19 protein-coding genes are annotated in these 24,062 nt (G+C 60.6%); 12 read left to right on the forward strand and 7 right to left on the reverse strand.

Annotated features, from left to right (window positions below; all coding sequences use genetic code 11):
* Window positions 1-60 precede the first annotated feature (60 nt).
* The 7 genes from cpdA to LOY68_RS02585 all read left to right on the forward strand — a co-directional run bounded on the left by cpdA (window position 61) and on the right by LOY68_RS02585 (window position 9,019).
* The gene (gene cpdA / locus LOY68_RS02555) at window positions 61-876 is read left to right on the forward strand and encodes a 3',5'-cyclic-AMP phosphodiesterase (protein WP_163907979.1); all 816 of its coding nucleotides are present in this window, start codon (window positions 61-63) and stop codon (window positions 874-876) included.
* A gap of 913 nt (window positions 877-1,789) precedes the next feature.
* Window positions 1,790-2,398 (forward strand): YqiA/YcfP family alpha/beta fold hydrolase, encoded by a 609-nt coding sequence (locus LOY68_RS02560; protein ID WP_265042700.1) that lies wholly within the window; start codon window positions 1,790-1,792, stop codon window positions 2,396-2,398.
* A 41-nt stretch (window positions 2,399-2,439) separates the two neighbouring features.
* Window positions 2,440-4,344, forward strand: a complete 1,905-nt coding sequence (gene parE, locus LOY68_RS02565; RefSeq protein WP_163907983.1) for a DNA topoisomerase IV subunit B — start codon at window positions 2,440-2,442, stop codon at window positions 4,342-4,344.
* Window positions 4,344-5,333 (forward strand): esterase-like activity of phytase family protein, encoded by a 990-nt coding sequence (locus LOY68_RS02570; RefSeq protein ID WP_265042701.1) that lies wholly within the window; start codon window positions 4,344-4,346, stop codon window positions 5,331-5,333. The genes parE and LOY68_RS02570 overlap by 1 nt, the downstream gene beginning before the upstream one ends.
* Window positions 5,330-5,851, forward strand: a complete 522-nt coding sequence (locus LOY68_RS02575; protein ID WP_054053322.1) for a TIGR02281 family clan AA aspartic protease — start codon at window positions 5,330-5,332, stop codon at window positions 5,849-5,851. The genes LOY68_RS02570 and LOY68_RS02575 overlap by 4 nt, the downstream gene beginning before the upstream one ends.
* A gap of 10 nt (window positions 5,852-5,861) precedes the next feature.
* Window positions 5,862-8,129: a DNA topoisomerase IV subunit A gene (gene parC, locus LOY68_RS02580; protein WP_054053324.1), complete on the forward strand. Its 2,268-nt coding sequence runs from the start codon at window positions 5,862-5,864 to the stop codon at window positions 8,127-8,129.
* Window positions 8,130-8,305: 176 nt separating this feature from the next.
* Complete coding sequence (locus LOY68_RS02585) at window positions 8,306-9,019, forward strand: membrane integrity-associated transporter subunit PqiC (RefSeq protein WP_163907989.1); 714 nt, start codon at window positions 8,306-8,308, stop codon at window positions 9,017-9,019.
* Window positions 9,020-9,325: 306 nt separating this feature from the next.
* On the opposite strand, the gene LOY68_RS02590 is transcribed toward LOY68_RS02585, so the two are convergent.
* Window positions 9,326-10,852, reverse strand: coding sequence for an AhpA/YtjB family protein (locus LOY68_RS02590; protein WP_163907991.1), 1,527 nt, complete (start codon window positions 10,850-10,852; stop codon window positions 9,326-9,328).
* A gap of 134 nt (window positions 10,853-10,986) precedes the next feature.
* Here LOY68_RS02590 and serB point away from each other — a divergent pair, with 134 nt between their 5' ends.
* A complete protein-coding gene (gene serB, locus LOY68_RS02595) occupies window positions 10,987-12,201 on the forward strand; it encodes a phosphoserine phosphatase SerB (RefSeq protein ID WP_054053330.1) in 1,215 nt (404 codons plus the stop codon).
* Between the two features lie 114 nt (window positions 12,202-12,315).
* Here the strand turns inward: serB and LOY68_RS02600 are convergent, their stop codons facing one another.
* From LOY68_RS02600 to LOY68_RS02615, 4 genes are all read right to left on the reverse strand, one after another.
* Entirely contained in the window at window positions 12,316-14,100 is a 1,785-nt protein-coding gene (locus LOY68_RS02600) for a molecular chaperone (RefSeq protein WP_265042702.1), read from the reverse strand.
* Between the two features lie 212 nt (window positions 14,101-14,312).
* Entirely contained in the window at window positions 14,313-15,173 is an 861-nt protein-coding gene (gene asd / locus LOY68_RS02605; protein WP_054053334.1) for an archaetidylserine decarboxylase, read from the reverse strand.
* 26 nt (window positions 15,174-15,199) lie between these two features.
* Window positions 15,200-16,006 carry a rhodanese-like domain-containing protein gene (locus LOY68_RS02610; protein WP_265042703.1) on the reverse strand — a complete coding sequence of 269 codons (807 nt, stop codon included), beginning with the start codon at window positions 16,004-16,006 and terminating at the stop codon, window positions 15,200-15,202.
* A gap of 42 nt (window positions 16,007-16,048) precedes the next feature.
* Complete coding sequence (locus LOY68_RS02615; RefSeq protein ID WP_265042704.1) at window positions 16,049-17,587, reverse strand: HDOD domain-containing protein; 1,539 nt, start codon at window positions 17,585-17,587, stop codon at window positions 16,049-16,051.
* A 166-nt stretch (window positions 17,588-17,753) separates the two neighbouring features.
* On the opposite strand from LOY68_RS02615, the gene motA reads away from it, so the two are divergent.
* Complete coding sequence (gene motA, locus LOY68_RS02620; RefSeq protein ID WP_163907998.1) at window positions 17,754-18,605, forward strand: flagellar motor stator protein MotA; 852 nt, start codon at window positions 17,754-17,756, stop codon at window positions 18,603-18,605.
* A 3-nt stretch (window positions 18,606-18,608) separates the two neighbouring features.
* Window positions 18,609-19,640 carry a flagellar motor protein MotB gene (gene motB / locus LOY68_RS02625; protein ID WP_054053341.1) on the forward strand — a complete coding sequence of 344 codons (1,032 nt, stop codon included), beginning with the start codon at window positions 18,609-18,611 and terminating at the stop codon, window positions 19,638-19,640.
* Window positions 19,641-20,454: 814 nt separating this feature from the next.
* Here the strand turns inward: motB and rsgA are convergent.
* Window positions 20,455-21,486 (reverse strand): small ribosomal subunit biogenesis GTPase RsgA, encoded by a 1,032-nt coding sequence (gene rsgA / locus LOY68_RS02630; RefSeq protein ID WP_054053342.1) that lies wholly within the window; start codon window positions 21,484-21,486, stop codon window positions 20,455-20,457.
* Between the two features lie 107 nt (window positions 21,487-21,593).
* Between rsgA and orn the strand changes: the two genes are divergently transcribed.
* Together orn and LOY68_RS02640 are read left to right on the forward strand one after the other, a co-directional pair.
* The gene (orn, locus tag LOY68_RS02635; RefSeq protein WP_054053345.1) at window positions 21,594-22,136 is read left to right on the forward strand and encodes an oligoribonuclease; all 543 of its coding nucleotides are present in this window, start codon (window positions 21,594-21,596) and stop codon (window positions 22,134-22,136) included.
* 96 nt (window positions 22,137-22,232) lie between these two features.
* Window positions 22,233-22,844 carry a trimeric intracellular cation channel family protein gene (locus tag LOY68_RS02640; protein ID WP_054053347.1) on the forward strand — a complete coding sequence of 204 codons (612 nt, stop codon included), beginning with the start codon at window positions 22,233-22,235 and terminating at the stop codon, window positions 22,842-22,844.
* Between the two features lie 136 nt (window positions 22,845-22,980).
* Here the strand turns inward: LOY68_RS02640 and queG are convergent, their stop codons facing one another.
* Window positions 22,981-24,045, reverse strand: coding sequence for a tRNA epoxyqueuosine(34) reductase QueG (queG, locus tag LOY68_RS02645; RefSeq protein ID WP_163908000.1), 1,065 nt, complete (start codon window positions 24,043-24,045; stop codon window positions 22,981-22,983).
* Between the last annotated feature and the right edge of the window lie 17 nt (window positions 24,046-24,062).

The following is a 24,062-nucleotide window of genomic DNA, read 5'->3' on the forward strand; positions in this document are numbered from 1 at the left end:
CTTCCCCCAGCATAATTGCGGCCTCTATCCAATTCCGTGATTCAGCCCCGGGAGAACGCCTTGCCGAGCGTATCCACATTGACCACCGCCGATTCGGCGTTGCTGGTGCAAATCTCCGACAGCCACTTGTTCGCCGAGGCGGACGGTACGTTGCTGGGCATGAATACGCGGGACAGCCTGCAAAAGGTCATCGAGCTGGTGCGCCGGCAGCAGCCGCAGATCGATCTGATTGTTGCGAGCGGTGATATTTCCCAGGACGGGACGTTGGAGTCGTATCAGCAGTTTCGCAATCTGACCCGACAGCTTGATGCTCCGGCACGCTGGATTCCGGGGAATCACGATGAGCCTATGGTCATGGCCGAGGCAGCGGTGCAAAGCGCGCTGTTGGAGTCGGTGGTGGATCTGGCCAACTGGCGGATTACCTTGCTTGATTCGGCGGTGCCGGGTTCGGTGCCGGGGTATTTGCAGGATGAGCAGTTGCAGTTGTTGGCGCGTTCTTTGAGTGAGGCGCCGGAGCGGCATCATCTGGTGTGCTTCCATCATCATCCGGTGTCGATTGGATGTGCTTGGATGGAGCCGATCGGGTTGCGTAATCCTGAGGGGTTGTTTGCGGTGTTGGATCGGTTTCCTCAGGTGCGCGCGGTTTTGTGGGGGCATGTGCATCAGGAGTTTGATCAGGATCGCAATGGGGTGCGGTTGATGGCTTCGCCTTCGACGTGTATTCAGTTTGAGCCTGGGAGTGAGGACTTTAAGGTTGGGGAGCAGGCGCCTGGGTATCGGTGGTTGCGGCTTTTGCCTGATGGGGTTCTTGAGACGGGTGTTGAGCGGGTTACCGGGTTTGACTTCACGGTTGATTACGGGTCTGACGGTTATTGATTTCTACTGTGTGTATATCCATTCCTGCGGTAACGGCGGCTTAGGGTTTCGCCCTTACGGCGAGTCCCTTTTGGCAAACGCCCCAAAAGGAACCAAAAGGTCTCGCCCCGGCGTCCGGCCCCTCGCTTAGGCTCGGCGTGCCTTCGTTCCGGTGTCCATCTGGGGGCATCGCCTACGGTCGGCTTCGCTTCGACCTCCTCTCGATGTGTGCGGCTGCGCCGCACGGCGCTACGCGCCCACCCCCCAGATGAACACCTCCACTCAGCCTCCCGAAGGGGCGGGTAGGGCAAGATCAAGGGCAGGCGAGCTAACGCTCGGCCTTGAGTGGTTAGAAGCGGGGCGGTGTGCGGTGGGCCGCTTGTGTAGGAGCATGGCTTGCCCGCGAAGGCGTCCTGACAGACGACCTATTCTTCCGGCTGTACTCGGTCAAAACTGTGGGAGCTGGCTTGCCTGCGAAGGCGTCCTGCCAGACGACCTATTTCTTCCTGCTCGTACTCGGTCAAAACTGTGGGAGCTGGCTTGCCTGCGAAGGCGCCCTGCCAGACGACCAATCTCTCCCGAATGCACTCGATCAAACTGTAGGAGCGAGGCTTGCCCGCGAAGGCGCCCTGCCAGCCGACCCATTTCTTCCGGCTGTACGCGGTCAAAACTGTGGGAGCTGGCTTGCCTGCGAAAGCGTCCTGCCAGACGACCAATCTCTCCCGAATGCACTCGATCAAACTGTAGGAGCGAGGCTTGCCCGCGAAGGCGCCCTGCCAGCCGACCCATTTCTCCCGGCTGTACGCGGTCAAAACTGTGGGAGCGAGCCTGCTCGCGAAAACGTCAGTTCAGGCACCGCAAATCCCCAGGATATCCCCGATCCCCCCGTCTCCCTGTAAACTGCGCCTCTTTACCCGACGCTCAGGGAGTTCTAATGTCCGGTTCGATCCTTTATATCCACGGTTTCAACAGCGCGCCTTCGTCAAAAAAGGCGACTCAGTTGATGGCAGTGATGGAGCGCCTGGGCTTGAGCGATCAGTTGCGGGTTCCGGCGTTGCACCACCACCCGCGCGAGGCCATCGGTCAGTTGAATCGGGCGATTGAGGAGCTGGGGCGGCCGCTGCTGGTCGGCAGCTCACTCGGCGGCTACTATGCGACTCACCTGGCCGAGCAGCATGGTCTCAAGGCTCTGTTGATCAACCCTGCCGTCAGTCCGCACCGGATGTTTGACGGGTATCTAGGGATGCAGAAAAACCTGTATACCGATGAAGCCTGGGAATTGACCCACGACCATGTGACGGCCCTGGCCGAGCTGGAAGTGCCGGCGCCCCAGGATCCGCAGCGGTATCAGGTGTGGTTGCAGACCGGCGACGAAACGCTGGACTACCGCCTCGCCCAGCAGTATTACCGCGCCTGTGCCTTGCGCATCCAGGCCGGCGGCGACCATAGTTTTCAGGGCTTTGCCGGGCAATTGCCGGCAATGCTGAGTTTTGCCGGCATCGGCGCAGATTTGTATCAGGCGATTGATTTCACAGCACTGTGAACCCTCGCCCCTATTTCACAGAACATTGACGACGAGACCCCATGGCCACTCCCAGCGCTAGCTCTTATAACGCAGACGCCATCGAAGTCCTCTCGGGCCTCGACCCGGTGCGCAAACGCCCCGGCATGTACACCGACACCAGTCGGCCGAACCACCTTGCCCAGGAAGTCATCGACAACAGCGTCGACGAAGCCTTGGCCGGGCACGCGACGTCGGTGCAGGTCATCCTGCACGCCGATCACTCCCTGGAAGTCAGCGATGACGGCCGTGGCATGCCGGTGGACATTCACCCGGAAGAGGGTGTTTCCGGGGTTGAGCTGATCCTCACCAAGCTGCATGCGGGCGGCAAGTTTTCCAACAAGAACTACCAGTTCTCCGGCGGTCTGCACGGGGTGGGTATTTCCGTGGTTAACGCCCTGTCGAACGAAGTCCGGGTGCGCGTAAAGCGGGACGGCAACGAATACCAGATGACTTTCGCTGACGGTTACAAGAAAACCGAGCTGGAAGTGATTGGCACCGTCGGCAAGCGCAACACCGGCACCAGCGTGTTCTTCGCGCCTGACCCGAAATACTTCGATTCACCGAAATTCTCCATCAGCCGCCTCAAGCACGTGCTCAAGGCCAAGGCCGTGTTGTGCCCGGGGCTGCTGGTCAGTTTTGAAGACAAGGCCACCGGCGAAAAAGTCGAATGGCATTACGAAGACGGCCTGCGTTCCTACCTGGTCGATGCAGTCAACGGCTTCGAACGCCTGCCGGACGAGCCGTTCTGCGGCAGCCTGGCCGGTAATAAAGAAGCAGTCGATTGGGCGCTGCTGTGGTTGCCGGAAGGTGGCGACAGCGTGCAGGAAAGCTACGTCAACCTGATCCCGACGGCCCAGGGCGGCACCCACGTCAACGGTTTGCGCCAGGGTTTGCTCGATGCCATGCGCGAGTTCTGCGAATTCCGCAGCCTGTTGCCGCGCGGCGTGAAGCTGGCGCCGGAAGACGTCTGGGAACGTATTGCCTTCGTCCTGTCGATGAAGATGCAGGAACCACAATTCTCCGGCCAGACCAAGGAACGCTTGTCGTCCCGTGAAGCGGCGGCGTTTGTTTCCGGGGTGGTCAAGGATGCGTTCAGTCTGTGGCTCAACGCTAACCCGGAAACCGGCATGCTGCTGGCGGAGCTGGCGATCAACAACGCCGGCCGTCGTCTGAAGGCCAGTAAAAAAGTCGAGCGCAAGCGCGTCACAGCAGGGCCGGCGTTGCCGGGCAAACTCGCTGACTGCGCCGGACAGGATCCGATGCGTTCCGAGCTGTTCCTGGTGGAAGGTGATTCCGCCGGCGGTTCGGCCAAGCAGGCGCGGGACAAAGAGTTTCAAGCGATCCTGCCGTTGCGCGGCAAGATCCTCAACACCTGGGAAGTCGACGGCAGCGAAGTGCTGGCCAGCCAGGAAGTGCACAACATCGCCGTGGCCATCGGGGTCGATCCAGGCTCGACGGACATCGCCCAGTTGCGCTACGGCAAGATCTGCATCCTCGCCGACGCCGACTCCGACGGTCTGCACATCGCAACCTTGCTCTGCGCGTTGTTCGTCCAGCATTTCCGCCCGTTGGTGGATGCCGGTCACGTCTACGTCGCGATGCCGCCGCTGTACCGTATCGACCTGGGCAAAGAGATTTACTACGCCCTCGACGAAGCCGAGCGCGATGGCATCCTCGATCGCCTGGTGGCCGAGAAGAAACGCGGCAAGCCGCAGGTCACTCGATTCAAAGGCCTGGGTGAAATGAACCCGCCGCAGTTGCGCGAAACCACCATGGACCCGAACACGCGGCGCCTGGTGCAGCTGACGCTGGACGATTTCGAAGCGACCTCGGAAATGATGGACATGCTGCTGGCGAAGAAACGCGCCGGTGATCGTAAGTCCTGGTTGGAGTCCAAGGGCAACCTGGCCGAGGTTCTGGGCTGATGCGCTTTGGCTTTGCCATGGCGTGTGCGTTGCTGCTGACCTCGTTAACGGTGTCTGCCGAGCCGTTGCCAGAGTTGCGCGTGGTGTCCGAGCATGCCGTCGATGGCATGCGCGGCGGCAACCTGTCGGGGCTGGCCCAGTGCGGCAAGGACCTGTGGACGGTTTCCGATCGCGACGATGATCAAATCTACCGTCTCGACACGACCGCCAGCACTTGGCAAGCCGAAGTGGTGCGCATCGACGTTCCTCCCGTGCCGGACACCGGTTTGCCTTGGGGTTTGCGTTCGCGGAACTGGGCGGCCTCTTTCGTGCGCGGCGGCGACCTCGATTTCGAAGGCATCACCTGCGACAGCGCCGGCAATCGCTACATCGTCAGCGAAGGCCATGCGGCTGTCCTGCAAGTACCGCCAACGGGCCCGGCAAACTGGCTGAAAATTTCGCCCATGATGGTTCGCGAAGCGCGGGCCAAGGGCATGCTGCTGAAATTCAATGCGATATTCGAAGGCCTGGCGATCAACCCTGCAGGCGATCAGATGTGGCTCGCCGCAGAGCGTCAAAGCCGTGGTTTGTTGCTGATCAAGCGCCAACAGACGGTCTGGGATTGCGACGGTCGCTGTGTGCTGTTGAGCGAAGCCGGCAAGGAAATGCAGCCGCCGCAGTTTCCTCACGCGAAAGCGGTCAACCGGGATTTTTCCGACTTGTCATTGTTCGAGGGCAAGCTGTTTACCCTTGAACGCAACGCCTTTCAGATATGTCGTCGCGACCCGCAGACCGCCAAGGTCGAGCGCTGCTGGTCGTATGCCGCCGAGCTGTTACAGAAAAACCGGCGTTATGCGCAGAACTACGGCTTGGAAGAGGCATTGATCATCGACGCCGACGGTGCGTGGATGGGGGTCGACAATAACTTTGGCCCCCGCGCCGACGGCGAGGTTCGCCCGATTGTCTGGCGCTTCGCGGCGCCTGAAGGTGGCTGGAGCGCCAAGCCATGAGCCAGCAAACGCCGGGCAAACGCGCCGGTCGGGTGTTTATGGTGTTGGCCTGGTGCGCGGCGTTGTTTCTGGCGACGCGGTTTTTCGGGCAGTTGGAAGAGCGGCAGCAAAATCCCAACGTGGTGGTCACGTCGGAGCAGGGCGAAGGTTTTATCGAAGTGAAACTGGTGGGCAACACCCAGGGACATTTCGTCGCCAGCGGCCAGATCAACGGTCAGCCGGTGAATTTCATGCTCGATACCGGGGCGACCGATGTGGCGATCCCGGCAGAAATGGCCGAACGGCTGAAACTTGAACAAGGCTTCGGGGTGACCCTGAGCACTGCAAATGGTCGCACCGAGGGTTATCGAACCCGCGTTGACCGGCTGCAACTGGGCGACATTGTGCTGCGTGATGTGCGCGCCATCGTCGTGCCAGGCCTGGATGGCAATCAAGTGCTGCTCGGTATGAGCGCACTGAACAAACTTGAATTTACCCAGCGCGGTGGCACCATGCTGCTGCGCCAGACAACGAAATGATGAGGCCCGCATGAGCGACTCCCTTGATCTCAGCCTGGACGGTGTAGAACGCCGGTCACTGGCTGACTTCACCGAAAATGCCTACCTCAACTACTCCATGTACGTGATCATGGACCGTGCCTTGCCGCATATCGGCGACGGCCTGAAACCGGTACAGCGGCGCATCATCTATGCGATGAGCGAGTTGGGGCTGGACGCCGATTCCAAGCACAAGAAATCGGCGCGTACCGTCGGTGACGTGCTCGGTAAATTCCACCCGCACGGCGATTCGGCCTGCTACGAAGCCATGGTCCTGATGGCCCAGCCGTTCAGCTACCGCTACACGCTGGTGGACGGCCAGGGTAACTGGGGTGCGCCGGATGATCCCAAGTCCTTCGCCGCCATGCGTTACACCGAGGCGCGGCTGTCGCGTTATTCCGAAGTGCTGCTCAGCGAGCTGGGCCAGGGCACTGCGGACTGGGGCCCGAACTTCGACGGCACCCTCGACGAACCGCTGGTGTTGCCGGCACGTTTGCCGAACATCCTGCTCAACGGCACCACCGGTATCGCCGTGGGCATGGCCACCGACGTGCCGCCGCACAACCTGCGCGAAGTTGCTACAGCGTGCGTGCGTTTGCTCGATGAGCCGAAAGCCACGGTCGAACAGCTCTGTGAACACATCCAGGGCCCGGATTACCCGACCGAAGCGGAAATCATCACGCCCCGCGCCGACCTGCTGAAAATGTACGAAACCGGCAAGGGCTCGGTGCGTATGCGCGCCGTTTACCACATCGAAGACGGCGACATCATCGTCACCGCGCTGCCGCATCAGGTGTCCGGTGCCAAAGTGCTGGAACAGATCGCCGCGATGATGCAGGCCAAGCCCTCCAAGGCCCCACAGATCGCTGACCTGCGTGACGAGTCCGACCACGAAAACCCGTGCCGGATCGTGATCATTCCCGGCGCGCGCAAAAACTTCGACCACGATGCGTTGATGCAGCACCTGTTCGCCAGCACCGAGCTGGAGTCGAGCTACCGGGTCAACATCAACATCATCGGCCTTGACGGCAAGCCGCAGCTGAAAAACCTGCGGGCATTGCTGGTCGAGTGGCTGGAATTCCGGGTGCAGACCGTGCGTCGTCGCCTGCAATTCCGCCTCGACAAGGTTGAGCGTCGCCTGCACCTGTTGGACGGTTTGTTGATTGCCTACCTCAACCTGGATGAAGTGATCCACATCATCCGCACCGAGGAACACCCGAAAGCCGCACTGATCGCGCGTTTCGCCCTGAGCGAAATCCAGGCCGACTACATTCTCGACACCCGTTTGCGTCAATTGGCGCGACTGGAAGAAATGAAGCTGCGTTCCGAGCAGGATGAACTGCTCAAGGAACAAGCCAAGCTGCAAGCCTTGCTGGGCAGCGAAGCCAAGCTGAAAAAACTGGTGCGCACCGAGCTGATCAAGGACGCCGAAACCTATGGCGACGACCGCCGCTCGCCAATCGTCGAGCGCACCGAAGCCAAAGCCCTGACCGAGCACGATCTGCTGCCAAACGAGAAAGTGACGGTCGTGCTGTCGGAAAAAGGCTGGGTTCGCTCGGCCAAGGGCCATGAAATCGACGCCACCGGGCTCTCTTACAAGGCCGGGGACGGATTCAAGGCGTTGGCGCCGGGTCGTTCCAACCAGTTTGCGGTGTTTATCGACTCCACCGGTCGCAGTTATTCGGTGGCTTCCCACACGCTGCCATCGGCCCGTGGCCAAGGCGAACCGTTGACCGGTCGCCTGACCCCGCCGCCAGGGGCGACGTTTGAATGCGTGCTGATGCCTGAAGACGACTCGCTGTACGTGATCGCCTCTGACGCCGGTTACGGTTTCGTGGTGAAAGGCGAAGACTTCCAGGCCAAGAACAAGGCCGGTAAAGCGCTGCTGAGTTTGCCGAACAATTCGAAAGTCATTCTTCCGCGCCCGGTAACCGATCGCGAGAACAATTGGCTGGCCTCGGTCACGACCGAAGGTCGCCTGCTGATCTTCAAAATCAGCGACCTGCCACAATTAGGTAAAGGTAAAGGCAATAAGATCATCGGTATTTCCGGTGAGCGGGTTGCCAGTCGCGAAGAATATGTCACGGACATCGCCGTGCTGCCGGATGGCGCCACCTTGGTGCTACAGGCCGGAAAACGTACCTTGTCACTGAAGGCGGACGACCTCGAACACTACAAAGGTGAGCGTGGGCGTCGTGGTAATAAACTGCCACGTGGCTTCCAGAGGGTAGATGCGCTGCTCGTCGAAAACCTCAATTAAGCGTCCTAGAGCGCTCGATCTACGATTTAACGCGTAGATCGACGCTTTGCCGCTGGAGTCGGAACGCATATTCACGGATGATATGGCCTTTCAAGCGCCGGCGTGGCCGAGCGTTCTTCATATTTATTGAGTATTTTCACTGTGGTTAGCCTTGTGGCAACCACCTGGATGGGACGATGACTGCTCTGCGCCTTCCTTTTATTTTGATGCTCGCTGGCGTTCTTGGCCTGGCGGGTTGCAGCGTTCACCAACCGGTGTCGCTGTATCAACTGGACAGCGGAAGTCCGGTTCAGCCTGCGCAAAGCGCTGGCATGGCCGTATTGCTGGGCCCGGTAACGATTGCCGACTACCTGCAACGCGAAACCCTGCTGCAGCGTCAGCCGGATGGCAGCCTCCAGGCGTCGGAAGATGGTCGTTGGGCGGGTAGCCTGTCTTCGGACATTGATCAGCTGCTGCTGCGTCAGGTTGCCGGTCATCTGGACAGCCAGCGCGTCGTGCTGGCACCGGCAACATTGGGGTTTACCCCGGATGTGCAGGTGCTGCTGACGATTACTCGCCTGGACTCGGGTGAGTCGCAACCGGCGATCCTGGATGCGCAATGGCGTCTGATCGACCGTCGCGGCCAGGTTCGCGATAACCGCATCATCCACCTGCAAGAGCAACACGCAGGCGGAACAGCGGCTCAGGTCCAGGCCCAGGGTGTGTTGTTGCAGCGTTTGGCCGAGCAATTGTCCGTGGCGCTGAAGCCACTGGCCAACCAGCCGCCGATTGCTGAAGCCCCACGTAAACCGGCGCCCAAGCCAGTCGCGCCGGCAGCGGAGCAGGACAAGCAACCGAAGATCCCGATGGCTTCGCCGATTCGGACCGATATGGAAGTGTTCAGGTTCTAAAGCCTGGATGGATTCAACCCAAAGCCTGCAGCGATGCGGGCTTTGTTGTTTCTGCGGGTTGGGATCTACGGTGTTGCTGGCGGCCTCTTCGCTGTAACAGCTGTCGAGCCTGCGAGGCTGCGTTCGAGGACGAAGTCCTCGCCAATGGTCTATACGGTTTACAACGTCACTTCGCACGCTGGCTGATCTGCGACTGCTGCGCAGCCGAACGCAGCCTCGCAGGCTCGGCAGCTGCTACAAGATTCGGGTGGCAACAAAAAACCCGCAGACGATCACTCGTCTGCGGGTTTTTTCATTACAGGGCGGTTACGCCCGGCGTTCGTGCATCCGCGCCAGTTGCCGTTCCAGCATCGACGGATAAGGCTCCATCAACCGCTCTACACAGCAAGCGCCTTCAGGGCTGGCGATCGGCCGGATCCGCGCACGCTGGCGGATCAGGGCGTCGTCGCCGATCTTGCGCTCCACCAGCAGCAGGTTGCGGCTGTGTTGCGACAGGGCCAAAGCGTCCTGGGCCGACTCGGTCAGCAGCAAGTCGATCTGACTCAGGCCGAACAACTCGTCGCCCAGCGTCAGGCCCAGCTGCAATTGCAGGGTGATGCCGCTGTCGGCGACTTCGATCTGCAACTGATGGCCCAGGGCGCGCAGCAACTCACCGCAGCAGATGGCGTTGGTCAGGTAGTCGTCGCCGCTGTCTTCGGTGTGGAACAGCATCAGCGTGCTGCCATCGTTCAGGGTGTGTAATTCGCTCTGATACAGCGAAGCGGCCTGATCGAGGCAGTCGCGGTAGCGCTTGAGCAATTCCTCAAGGCGCGTGCGCGGCAGGCGACGCAGTTGATCCTGGGCGCCCAGTTGCACGGCGAGTACCGCGCTGTGCTGCGGCACGTTCGAAATCACCGGTTTGGCCAGCGTTATCGGCGCGTGGTCTGCCGACTCATCGCGCAGGTCGGCGAAAGCGTCATCATCGTCATCGTCTTCGACGGTGCTGACAATGCGCTTCGGCGCAGGCTTGAGGCCGGCAACCGGTTTGCTCTCGTCAAAGCTCGGGTCCCGCAGATTGCGCACTTCGAAGGCCGGATCAGCCTCTTCATCGTAATCGGCGTCGTCGAACTCAGGCTCCGGCACTGGCTCAGGCTCGGCCGGCTCCGGGGCGAAGTTGGCGTGCAGCTGGCGCGCCAGGTCGCCGATCTCATCCTGACGCTCGGTGGCCGGGGTGTATTCGTCGATATTGCGCAGCCACACCCGCAATTGCATCAGCGGCGTGGAGATATGTCGGCCCAGGCGCAGGCTCAAGGCCAGGGACAACGCGAGCAGAATTGCACTCAGGATGCCCATGCTTTGCAGGCTGATGGTCATCGGCTGCTGGAACTGATCCATGTCCAGGCTGATGCGCAGCTGCCCGGCGGTCACGTCCTGGAACGTAATCTTGCTCTCGTACATGCCCTCGGCTTCGCCCAGCAGGCTGTGCTTGGGACGCTGACCGGACTCGGCGAGGATGCGGTTATCCACGCTATAGATGGCGGCGTGGGCCACCAACTTGTTTTTGGTCAGGTTGTTGAGCAGCACGTTGAGGCTGAGGATGTCGTTGGACACCAACAGCTCGGTGGCCGAGGTGGCGGTCTGCGTGGTCAGGCTTTCGCCCAGCGCATCGGCCTGCTCGTGCATGGCCTGCTTGAATTGCAAACCCATCACACAGGCATAGATAACCAGGGCCAGAGCGACCAGGATCACGTTATGGCTGGCAATGCGTAATGCGATCGGTACACGGCGGTGGCGCAGTGCCCGGAAGATCAGCAGGAAGAAGTTATCGGTTTTTACTGGCGTGGGCCGGTTCACTGAGCTCGGCTCTTTTGTCCGTGAAGTTGACGCGCAGTATAGCGACAGGCCCTAGACCGGCAAAGCGCTGACGGTGCCCGATGGTCACTGAAAGTGGGTAGAATGCGGTTTTTTTCCACCTGCGGGGGTGCGCCTTGCGCGAAATCGTCCTGATAAACATCACGGGAGTCGACCGACCGGGTCTGACTGCGGCCATTACCGGCGTTCTGGCCCAGGGTGGTGTGAACATTCTCGACATTGGTCAGGCGGTGATCCACGACACCCTGTCGTTCGGCATCCTGGTTGAAATTCCTGACACCGAGCAAGGCAAGTCGGTGCTCAAGGACATCCTGTTCAAGGGCTATGAACTTGATCAGCAGGTGCGTTTCACGCCGGTGTCCGAAGAGGATTACCAGCAGTGGGTCGGCAATCAGGGGAAAAAGCGCCACATCGTCACCCTGTTGACCCGCAAAGTGACCGCCGGGCAATTGCAGGCTGTGAGCTCGATCACCGCCAAATACGGGCTGAACATCGACCATATCGATCGTTTGTCCGGACGCATGCCGCTGGACACCCCGGCCGACAAGGGTAAGGGCTGCATCGAGTTTTCCGTACGTGGCGAGGCGGCGGATCCGCAGGCCCTGCGCGCCGAATTCCTCAGCGTGGCCCAGGAACTGAACGTCGACATCGCCTTCCAGGAAGATTCGCTGTTCCGTCGCAACCGCCGTCTGGCGGTGTTCGACATGGATTCGACGCTGATCGAAGCCGAAGTCATCGACGAACTGGCCAAAGCGGCGGGCGTGGGTGATCAGGTTTCCGAAATCACCGAACGGGCGATGGCCGGTGAACTCGACTTCCGCGCCAGCTTCAAGGAACGTCTGGCCTTGCTCAAAGGGCTGGACGTCAGCGTGCTGGACTCGATTGGCGCGTCGTTGCGCCTGACCGAAGGCGCCGAAACCCTGTTCGCCGAACTCAAGCGTCTGGGTTACAAGACCGCGATCCTGTCCGGCGGCTTCACCTACTTTGCCAAGCAATTGCAGGCGAAACTGGGCATCGACTACGTATTCGCCAACGAACTGGAAGTGGTGGACGGCAAGGTCACTGGCGTAGCGGTCGAGCCGATTGTCGACGCCCAGCGCAAAGCGGATCTGCTGAAAGAGCTGGCGCACAAGGAAGGTTTGCGTCTGGAGCAGACCATCGCGGTCGGCGACGGCGCCAACGACTTGCCGATGCTGGCGATTGCCGGGCTGGGCGTGGCGTTTCGGGCCAAGCCATTGGTGAAACAGTCGGCGAAACAGGCGATCTCCACCCTTGGGCTGGATGGCGTCCTGTATTTGCTGGGCTTCCGGGATCGTGACGGGCAGCTCTGAGTCTTGTATTGACTGAAAGGGCCTCTTCGCGGGCAAGCCTCGCTCCTACGGTTGAAATGCGTTCCCTGTAGGAGCGAGGCTTGCCCGCGAAGGCCGCGCCGCCGTCTCACAGACTCACAACGACTTCCACAACGAATCAAAATCCTCTTCTGCCCCGATCACGCCGCTTCCCGCGGCGTTTTCGCTTTTACTCGCCTCCAGTGAACGGTAAGCAAACTGGTTAAAGCTGTTGGTGCTCGACACCCGTCGATCCAGCCCGGCGCGGCGTTCCTGGCCATTGGTGTTGATCAGCACCTTGTTGCCCTCCTGGAACGGCAGGCGCGGGGCGAGCAGGGTGGCGGGCAAGTCAATCGCGCTGATCGCCGGTAGCAATAATCCGCGCAGGTACTGACTGTGATCGTCCCGCGTGCGCACCAGTTGCAAGCCGCAAGGCTCGGCATACGGCGCAACCTGTTCGATCCCCATCTGCGTTCCGCCGCCACGCACCTGACGAATCCAGCGCACCACGGCGATGCTCCAGCCTTGGCCGGCCGCATCTTCGATGCCAACCATTTCGCCAGCCTGTAGCTCGGCGGGCACGGCGCCGGGCCATGCCAGGCAATAACCGCCTGGGCTGTGATTGATGATCGGCAGGGCGTAGGTCGGGAAACTCTGATTACGGTCGGCGGCCTCGTGGCTGTCATCGTTCTGCAAGGTCGGGTATTCGATTTCTTCGTAAGGCAGCAGCGCATCGCCGGTGCCATTGGGCGCGGCGTCAAAGGCATGGCTCCAATTGTCTTTGCCACCACCGACCGGGGACATCGCGGAAAACTGCGCCAGCCGTCCGGCGGGGTTTTTCAGGATGTCGCTGAACGAACGTTGCCCGCCCAGATAAAAGTGCAACGCGCTCATGCCCACGCACAGGGTCAGGGTGCCCTGGCCAACGGTGCGCTGGAAACTGCGCTCCGCGGCCTGACCCCAAGCCGCGTGCAAGTGTTGCAAAGTGTCCAGGGTCAGCCCGGCCGGTATGGACAACGCATTGTCGTCCGGATTGAGCAAGCGAGCCTCAATCGCCGCCACCAGCGGTTGCGGATCGATCCCGAGCAACGTTGCTTGCTGTTCGGCACGAAACTTGGACCGATAGCGCGGCCCGGTATCAATGTCCGGTGCGACCGCAAACAGTTCATTGCCGGGTTTGCCGGGTTGCAACTTGATCCATTTGCTCCAGGGTTCCAGCACCTCGGCGAGCCGGGCGATCTGGTTCTGGCGCAGTTGATTGCAACGCGAGGCGCCCAACAGCAGCGCGGCGACGTAGGTCTGTTCGATACTCAGGTCTTGGGTCTGGCTGGCCAGTTGATCGCGCACGCTGAGGTTTTGCAGCCGATGTTCGCAGGCGATGCGATACAGCTGATGCAGTTCCAGCCACACGCCTTCGGGCACCGGGCAATAGAGCTGGGTGGCGCGGACCAACGGGCCGTTCAGGCAATGGATCGCCCGTTGCAACGCTTGGGTGAGCAGCGGCGCGCGATCCTTGGTAAAGCGTGGGGCGATGCGCAGGACGATCTGTTTATAGCCAATCGCCAAATGGCTTTGCAGCGCCTGGCAAAGGTTGGCGATCTTGCGCGAACGTTCGTCGAGGACAATCGCCTGATGCAGGAAATGCCGCTCCAGGTGCTTGCAGACGTAATACACCTCGGGCCGCAGCAGCTCGAGCAGTTGCAGGCGATTGTCGCTGGGGGTCAGCAGCTGGTTGAGTTCGCTCAAGCCTTGATACAACTGGCGAGCGGTTTCGCCGATATTGGCTTTGGGCAGGTTGGCGATCCAGCGCTTGAGGTCGCGCGGAGTGGGTTCGCAGAATGACAGGCGCAAGCCAACTGGGGTCGGCGCGCGAAGCAACAGTGGGGGGCTGGTCTCATTCATGCCGTGGAAAAACTCCAACCGGGAAATGGGCAGTGAATGACCTGACTGTAGCAGTTATGGCGGTGAGAGGTATTTTCGCTGACCTGACCCCTGTAGGAGCGAGGCTTGCCCGCGAAGGCGATCTCAAGGACGCCTTCGCCGGCAAGCCGTGCTCCTACAGAAGAGGGTATGAGGCCGGAAGCGCCGAACCCCGTGGGGTTCGGCTCAGGGAATCAAGCGTTCGGCAAACCCAACGCCTGGCCCATTTGGACCGGCGACGTTGCGCCCAGGCCTTCAACCCACTTGACCTGGTCCGGCCCGAACAGCACGACAGCGGTTGAGCCCAGTTTGAAACGACCCAGCTCCGCGCCTTTCTCCAGATGGATCGGCGCACGTGCAGCTTCGTCGTAACGGAAGGTTTTCAGCTCGCGTTTCGGCGGCGTGACCAGTCCTGCCCACACGGTTTCAATCGACGCTACGATCATCGCGCCCACCAGCACCACGGCCATCGGCCCGCGCTCGGTGTCGAAAATGCACGCTACACGCTCGTTGCGGGCGAACAGTTCCGGGACGTTTTCGGCGGTGGTCTGGTTGACCGAGAAGATCCGGCCCGGGATGTAGACCATTTCGCGCAGGGTGCCGGCCAGCGGCATGTGCACACGGTGGTAGTCCTTCGGCGACAGGTAGATAGTCGCGAAGTCACCGCCCATGAACGGCGCGGCATTCGCGGCATCGCCACCCAGCAATTCCAGCACGCTGAAGCTGTGGCCCTTGGCCTGGAACACGCGACCGTGTTCGATCGGGCCAAGTTGGCTGACCGCACCGTCGGCCGGGCTGAGGATCGCACCCGGGGTTTCGTCCAGAGGGCGCGCGCCATCTTTCAGAGCACGGGTGAAGAACGCATTGAAATGCTCGTAGGCAGTCAGGTCTTCGACCAGCGCCTGGGACATGTCCACCTGATAACGCTTGGCGAACCACGCGGTAAAGGCGTTCTTGAACCAGCGCACGCGGCATTCGGCAATGCAGCCGGCCAGTCGCGAGAGCAAGTGATGGGGCAGCAGGTATTGGCTGAGGATAAACAAACGCTTATTCATTAACTGTCCTTAAAAACCTTAAATCTCTACGGGGTGTCGGGATGGTTGCCCCATTCGCCCCAGGAGCCGGCGTAGCCCTTGACCCGCGGATAACCGAGGGACTTGGCCACTAGATAAGTGAAGCCAGAACGGTGGTGAGTCTGGCAGTGGGTGATGATTTCCTTGTCTTTGGTGATGCCGAGCTGGTCGAGGATCTGCGGCATGTCAGTGCGGATGCGCAGGTTGCGCGACTGATCCATGCCAGCGGTCCATTCGAAATTCACGGCGCCGGGGATGTGCCCGGCCTTGGCTGCCAGGACTTTCTCGCCGGAGTATTCCAGCGGCCCACGGGCGTCCCAGATCGCCAGGTCGGCGGCACCGAGACGGCTTTGCAGGTACTCACGGGTGGCCGTGGGTTCATCGTGCAATGTCAGTGAAACCGGGCCGCCGACCGGGGCCGGGATCTGGATCGACATCGGCAAACCTTCCGCCAGCCATGCTGGCAGACCGCCGTCGACGTAGTGATAGTGCTTGTGGCCGATGACATCCAGCAGCCAGATAAAGCGCCCGGCCCAACCGCCGCCTTCGTCATCATAGACCACGTAGACCGCATCCTTGTTATGCCCCAGTTCACCGAACAACGCTTCAAGTGCCGCTTGCGGCGGCATCAGTCCCGGCGCTGGCGCCTGGCCGAGTTGCGTGCGTTTGGGATCGACAAAACGCGCACCGGGCAGATGCCCTTCGGCATAGCGGGCGCTGCTGGTCAGGTCCACCAGAATCAGTTCGCGGGCGTCGAGACGCGGGAGCAAGTCGCTCGGCTCGATCACCAGCGGCAAGCCAGAGAAGGCAGACATGTGAGGTCTCCAGAGCACAAAGGGGAGGATTGTAGCGCAGCCTTATTGGCCGCGGGTGCTAAAGCTATGCAGGGCCTTTTCAATGCACTGCGCGGTTTTGCCAAAGGCTTGCACGGTGATTTCCGAGAACGGCCCGCCGCCCTGGTCCGCCACTACGACCATAATCACCCGGCCATTGTTGACCAATGAGCGCAGCAGCAGGTGTTCGCCACCGAACTGCGCACGCAGGCTGGCAGGCAGCAGGGCAGAAAACTGGGCATTGTTGGCCGGCGTAATACGCACCTGAGCCTGTTGCGAGAGCAGACGTTGCAGCACGCTGCTCTGGCTGACCACAAAATTCAGGCCGGCGGCTTCTTTCGGCACTCCGGCGGTCTGGTGCACCCGCAGATTGGCGTGGGTGCGGTCAGCCATCAGGATCATTACCCGACGCATGCCGCAGGCAACCAGGGCGTCGCGTGCCGAGGTGGTCAGGTGCATCGCGTTGGTGAAGCGACTTGGCTCCACCAGCAGCGCTGCGCATTGCTTGCGCCAGTTGGTCAGGTCTTCAGTGGTTGGCGCCGGGGCCGGCAGCAGACCGGCGTGGACCCGGTTCATGCCCCACGGCCAAAGCAACGACACCGCCGGGTGCCAGAGGTCCGGCATCGCATGTTGGCGAGCGCTGTTGGCCGCCTGTTGGTGCAACTGTTGTTGCACTTCATCCATCGGGATTTGCAGGTAAAGGCTGGTCAGGTACTGCCAGCGTTCACTGTGCGGGCAGTCCCAGGCCTGTTGCGCCGACAGCGCCAGACCGTTGGCCAGCAGCACGGTGTTTGCCGGTTGGTTGAGCCAGCGGCGCAAAGTCGGATCATCGTCGAGGCGGTTTTGCTGGCGCAGCGGATAATCGCTGTCTCGGGCAATACGCAGGACCTTCACCAGCTCTCGTTGCTCGTTCAATAGCAGGCGATAACCCTGCTGCACCCAGATCGGCAATCGCCAGATGTCCACCAGTGCCAGGCAGATGTCCAGCAGGCGCACGCCGAACAACTGCTTTTCGACTTTGCGCGCCGACTCGCCTTTATGAATCACCCGCAGTTCCCATTCTTCGAGCAAGTGCGGATGGGTCAATGCCATCGGCCACAACGGCGAGAGAAACAGCAGGCTGCCCCAATGAATGTCCTGCCACAGTCGCGCCAGGCGATTGGCGAAGAAACCGTTGGCCTGTTGCGTCGCGTGCTGGCTGATCAATTGCAGCTGGCGCAGCGCTTTCGGGATCTCGGACTGTGGTTCGGCGGGCAGGCGCGCGAGCAGTTCTTCGGTGCGTTTCAACCCGAGGCGATTGAGCGCCACATCAAGGTTTTCCGCAGGCTCGGTCATGCTGCCGTGGGTGTGGCGGTTGGCTTCGCGAATCACGCTCAAGGCCAGGGCCGGGCTTTCCTGCATCAATTCGGCAATGTCGCGCAGCGAGCTGCGGTTATTGCGAATGGCTTTGCAGACACGGTCATGACTCTCTTGCGGAACCGGCAGGCGCACGCCATCGAGAAGCTTGACCCAGCCTTCAAGAGTGGTCGGTTTTAGAGGTGGAACGTTCGTTTCATTAGCCATGGCTGGACGGGATCATCATTGGCTGTAAACACGCCCGGCGCGGGCTAAATTGGCTTTTCGCCTGAACTGGCTATAGTCTGGCGCAGTTTTGCCGATAAGTAGAAGAAGAGATTTTTTAACTTCCGAATATGACCTTGAACCCGACTCAGTAAGTGCTCTCCTACCTATGGCTAAATTAATCGGCATCATCGTCGTATTCGCGAGCGTGCTCGGCGGATACGTGCTCTCCCATGGCAAAATTGCCGCCCTGATTCAGCCTTTCGAGGTGATGATTATCGGTGGTGCGGCCCTCGGTGCATTCCTGCAGGCCAACCCCGGTTACATGACCATGCACGTGCTCAAGAAATCCTTGAGCATGTTCAGTTCGCGCTTCACCCACACCTTCTACCTTGAAGTGCTGGGCCTGATCTACGAGATCCTCAACAAGAGCCGCCGCGAGGGCATGATGGCCATCGAAGGCGACATCGAAGATGCCTCCGCGAGCCCGATTTTCGCCAAGTACCCCGCAGTGTTGAAAGACGAGCGCATGACCGCGTTCATCTGCGATTACTTGCGCATCATGTCCTCCGGCAACATGGCTCCGCATGAGCTGGAAGGCCTGTTCGACATGGAACTCTACAGCCTCAAGGAAGACCTGGAGCACCCGTCCCACGCGGTGAACGGCATCGCCGACGCCATGCCGGGTTTCGGTATCGTCGCGGCGGTACTCGGTATCGTGGTGACCATGGCTTCCCTTGGCGAAGGCGACCAGAAGTCCATCGGCCTGCACGTGGGTGCGGCACTGGTAGGTACCTTCTTCGGTATTCTCGCGGCGTACGGTTTCTTCGGCCCGCTGGCGCATTCCCTGGCCCACGATGCCAAGGAAGAACTGAACGTCTACGAAGCCATCAAGGCCTCGCTGGTGGCGTCGGCTTCCGGCATGCCGCCATCGTTGGCGGTGGAGTTCGGTCGCAAGGTTCTGTACCCGGCGCACCGTCCTAGCTTCGCTGAGCTGGAACAAGCGGTTCGCGGTCGTTAAGTTATGGAAAATAATCAGCCGATTATTATCAAGCGCGTCAAGCGCATCGCGGGCGGGCATCACGGGGGCGCCTGGAAAATCGCCTTCGCTGACTTCGCGACGGCGATGATGGCGTTCTTCCTGGTGTTGTGGCTGCTGTCCACCGCCACGCCGGAACAGAAGATCGCCATCGCCGGTTACTTCAAGGACCCGGTCGGCTTCTCCGAAAGCGGCACGCCGTACATCATCGATCTGGGCGGCACACCGACCCTGGCGCCGGAGAACACCCTCAACCCCGAGGTGAAATCCCAACCGCAGCCGGACAAGGTGACTGTCGATACCGAGCAGGTCGAAGGCATGGCCGAACAGGTCGAGAAAGAACGCCTGGAACTGCTGCTGCAAGAACTGCAAAACAAGGTTGAAGAGAACCCGCAACTGCAGAAGTTCAAGGACCAGATCCTGTTTGAAATCACGCCGAATGGACTGCGCATTCAGATTATGGATGCCGACAACCGGCCGATGTTTGACTCGGGTTCGGCGCGTTTGAAGCCTTACTTCGAAGACATCCTGCTGGCCATGGCCGACACCATTAAAGCGGTGCCGAACAAGATCAGCATCAGCGGTCACACCGATGCCAAGCCTTACACCGGCACTGGTGATTTCGGTAACTGGGAATTGTCGGCCAACCGTGCCAACGCGGCTCGCCGTGCGCTGGTCGCTGGCAGCTACCCGGAATCGCAAGTGGCGCGGGTCGTGGGTTATGCCTCGTCGGCGTTGTTTGATCGGGAGCATCCGTTCAATCCGGTCAACCGCCGTATCGACATCGTTGTGCTGACCAAGAAGGCTCAAGCGGCCATTGAAGGGGCGCAAGGTGCTGATCCAACCACGACACCGGGGCAGGGTGCGCCGGGTGAAGCGCCGAATGCGCCAGCTACGCCGGTTGATCCGAATGCTTTGCCTGCGGACAAGCAACCGGTGCCGGCGCATGAGCTGCGTGAGCGATTGAATCTGTTTGAAGATGCGGCACCGAAGCCCACGGAACCTCCCAAGCAGTGATCCATAACAATCAAGCCGACAGCGATGTCGGCTTTTTTGTGCCACTTTGATTTGGTCACTCCATGCTCAGCTTGGGCACGATCTCTGTAGGAGCGAGGCTTGCCCGCGAAGGCGGCCTGATAGCCGACCCACCTTTTGCAGATGTACATCAATCAATTGTGGGAGCGAGCCTGCTCGCGAAGGCTTTGTGTCAGGCGACGAGGAATATGAGGATGGTGTGCATATCCGTTTCTGCGGTAACGGCTGCTTTGGGTTCCGCTCTTACAGCGGGTCACTTTGGAAGAGCGCCAAAGTAACCAAAGCGCTTTTGCCCCTTTCGTTCGGTGCCTCGCCCAGGCTCGGCATGCCCTCGTTGCGGTCCTGCTCCGTGGGCCCGCCGCCATCGGCCATCCCTGGCCGGGGGCGGCTAACCCGGCATCCATGCCGGGTTGCCCACTGCGCAGAACCTCCACTCGGCCTCTCGAGGGGGCGTACACCGCAACAGCGCCGCGAGGCGGCCTGATAGCCGGCCTGATTGTTTGCGGTGTGTGTTTTCCGGGTCCATTTTCAGCGTGGGCACGGTCTCTGTAGGAGCGAGGCTTGCCCGCGAAGGCGGCTTGATAGCCGACCTGATTGTTTTGGGGTGTGTGATGTTCTGTATGGAAAAGGTAGAAGCCTGAAAAGCAGAAAGCCGCGAGATGATCGCGGCTTTTTTTGTAGCGCTTAACCCGTGTGGGAGCGAGCCTGCTCGCGAAAGCGGTATGTCAGTCAACAGTGATGTTGAAGCTGATGACCCCTTCGCGAACAGGCTCGCTCCCACAGGTTTTGTGGCGGTCTAGTAGCTGGTCTCAGGCAAGCTCGCGATGATCGAGCGATAGCTGTTCATCCGTTGTTGCTGCACACGCCCATCTTCCAACGCCTTGAGCAGTGCACATCCCGGTTCGCGGTCGTGTTTGCAGTCGCGGAAGCGGCAGGTGCCGATCAGGTCGTTGAATTCGATGAAGCCGGCTTCGACGTCGGCACGGCTGACGTGGCCCAAGCCGAATTCGCGGATGCCCGGGGAGTCGATCAGTTCGCCGCCGCCGGGGAAGTGGAACAGCCGCGCGGTGGTGGTGGTGTGGGTGCCCTGGCCGGACAATTCGGACAGCGGGCCGACGCGGGTTTCGACTTCCGGCAGCAGGCTGTTGACCAGCGAGGATTTACCGACGCCAGACTGGCCGACGAAGACGCTGATGCGTCCGTCCAGTTGTTCCTGCAATTGCTCCATGCCGTTGCCGTGGTGGGCCGACACTTCCAGCACCGGATAACCTAGCGTGCGGTAGACCGCCAGCAAGGCATTCAGCGCCGGGGCGTTCTGCTCGTCGATCAGGTCGAATTTGTTGAGCAGCAGCAGCGGACGAATCCCGGCGTGTTCAGCAGCGACCAGGTAACGGTCGATCAGGTTGGCGTGGGGCTCGGGCAGCGGGGCGAAGACGATGACGATCATGTCGACGTTGGCGGCTACAGGCTTGAGCTGGCCACGGCTGTCCGGGCGGCAGAGTTCGGTTTTTCGCGGCAGTTGCGCCACGATCACACCGATGCCCTGGTTGCCGGCACGCCAGACGACCTGATCGCCGGTCACCAGTGCTGGCAGGTTAGCGCGCAAGTGACAGCGGAACACTTGGCCGGCCAGTTCGCCTTCGAGGGCTTCGACTTCGACCTGCACACCGAAGTGGGCGATCACCAGGCCGGTCTGTTCCGGACCCAGGTCGCCGCCCTCAAGTGCCTCGACAGCCGAGGACTCGCGTTTGGCGGCGCGGGCAGCGCGTTCGCCCTGAATCTTTTCGATGCGCCAGTTTTGACGACGATTGAGTTGGCGTTTGGCCATGGGTGTTCCGTATCAAGAATGCAGCGATTAGGTAAAACGGCCGCGAGTTTAGCACGCCCGGCTACTTCCCTAGGCTAAACTGCGCAGCATTGCCTAGGAGCCGACACATGCAAAACCCGCAGAATCTGATCTGGATCGACCTGGAAATGACCGGTCTGAACCCTGATACCGACGTCATCATCGAGATGGCGACCATTGTCACCGACAGTGATCTGAACACTTTGGCCGAGGGCCCGGTGATCGCGATCCACCACAGCGACGCGATTCTCGCTGGCATGGACGAGTGGAACACCCGTCAACACGGCGGTTCGGGCCTGACCCAACGGGTTCGCGACAGCCGCATCAGCATGGCCGAAGCCGAAGCCGAAACCATCGCCTTCCTGGAAAAGTGGGTGCCAAAGGGCAAGTCGCCGATCTGTGGCAACAGCATCTGCCAGGACCGCCGCTTCCTTTATACGCACATGAAATCCCTGGAAAGCTACTTCCACTACCGCAACCTCGACGTGTCGACGCTCAAAGAGCTGGCCGCACGCTGGGCACCGGACGTGCGTGACAGCTTTCAGAAGGGCAGCACGCACCTGGCGCTGGACGATATCCGCGAATCGATTGCCGAGTTGCAGCACTACCGCAAGCATTTCATCAAGTTCTGATCTGGCAGCCCGGCCTATGGCGCGCGTAACGGCTGCCCCCTTTTGGGGCTTCAGCGAAGTGAGTAGACTGCGCGCCTTCCTGCCAGGACCGCCGCCATGTTGCTGATGCTCTACCTGATCGCTATCACCGCCGAAGCCATGACCGGTGCCTTGTCTGCTGGCCGGCGTGGCATGGACTGGTTTGGCGTGGTGCTGATCGCCTGCGTCACGGCCCTGGGCGGCGGTTCGGTGCGCGACGTGCTGCTCGGGCACTACCCGCTGACTTGGGTCAAACACCCGGAATACCTGGTGCTGACCTCGGTCGCGGCGATGTTCACGGTCTTCACTGCTCGCTGGATGCGTCACCTGCGCTCGCTGTTCCTGGTGCTCGACGCCGTCGGCCTGGTGGCGTTCACCCTGATCGGCTGCATGACCGCCCTGGAAATGGGCCACGGCATGTTGGTCGCGTCGGTCAGCGGCGTGATCACCGGGGTGTTCGGCGGCATCCTGCGCGACATCTTCTGCAACGACATCCCGCTGATCTTCCGCCGTGAGCTCTACGCCAGCGTCTCGTTCGCGGCGGCGTGGTGCTACATGCTCTGCATTTATCTGCAATTACCGGGTGAGCAGGCGATCTTGATCACCTTGTTTGGCGGGTTTTTGCTGCGGTTGCTGGCGATCCGTTTTCATTGGGAAATGCCAAAGTTCGTCTACAACGACGAAGCCTGAAATCACGCGGTCCCCTGTAGGAGCTGCCGAAGGCTGCGATCTTTTGATCTTGCTTCTAAACAACAAAGTCAAAAGATCGCAGCCTCGTTGCACTCGACAGCTCCTACACAGCTCCTACACAGCTCCTACATATTTTCTACGCTAAGCCGTGCTGTTTCAGCGCCCACTCAACATGCTCACGCACCAACTCCGACGGATATTCCCGCCGCGCCTTCAACGCTTCCAGCACCGGAATGCTCGACGGCGCATTGCCCAACCCCACCGCCAGATTGCGCAACCAGCGCTCGTAACCGGCCCGGCGTAGCGGCGAGCCCTCGGTGCTGCTGAGAAACTTGTCCTCATCCCACATGAACAGTTCCGCCAACTCTGCGTTGTCCAGATTGTGCCGTGGCTTGAAGTCGCTTTCGCCCGACGGACGGGCAAAGCGGTTCCACGGGCAGACGATCTGGCAGTCATCGCAACCAAACACCCGATTGCCGATCAATGGCCGCAAGTCTTCGGGGATCGCGCTTTTCAGTTCGATGGTCAGGTAGGAAATACAGCGTCGGGCATCCAGCACGTAAGGACCGACGAAGGCATTGGTCGGACAGATGTCCAGGCACGCGGTGCAGCGACCGCAATGTTCGGTGGAGTGGGGCGGGTCTTCCGGCAGCGGCAGATCGACAAACAGTTCGCTGAGGAAGAAGTAACTGCCGGCCTTGCGATTCAAGACCAAGGTGTTTTTGCCGATCCAGCCAAGACCAGCCTTCTCGGCGATGGCTTTTTCCAGCACCGGGGCGCTGTCGACAAACGCGCGGAAACCGAAGGGGCCGATCTCGGCCTGAATTTTATCTGCCAGTTGTTGCACACGTTTACGGATCAATTTGTGGTAATCGCGGCCCAAGGCATAACGGGACACGTAGGCTTTTTCCGGTTGGGCCAGTAATTGCGCCATTTGCGTGTCGCCGGGCAGGTAGTCCATGCGCAGGGACACTACACGCAAAGTGCCGGGCACCAGCTCTTCCGGGTGCGAGCGTTTGCTGCCGTGGGCACCCATGTATTCCATTTCGCCGTGGTAGCCGGCGGCGAGCCAGCGCTCCAGATGCTGCTCATGCTCGGCGAGGTCCAGGCCGCTGATGCCGACTTGCTGGAAGCCCAACTCGCGGCCCCAGTCCTTGATGGATTGGGCGAGGGCGGGCAGGTCTGTAGTAATAGCGGGCATGAGACGAGAGAAACCGG

The sequence above is a fragment of the Pseudomonas sp. B21-053 genome (genome assembly GCF_026016365.1).
GTDB classification, from domain to species: Bacteria; Pseudomonadota; Gammaproteobacteria; order Pseudomonadales; family Pseudomonadaceae; genus Aquipseudomonas; species Aquipseudomonas nunensis.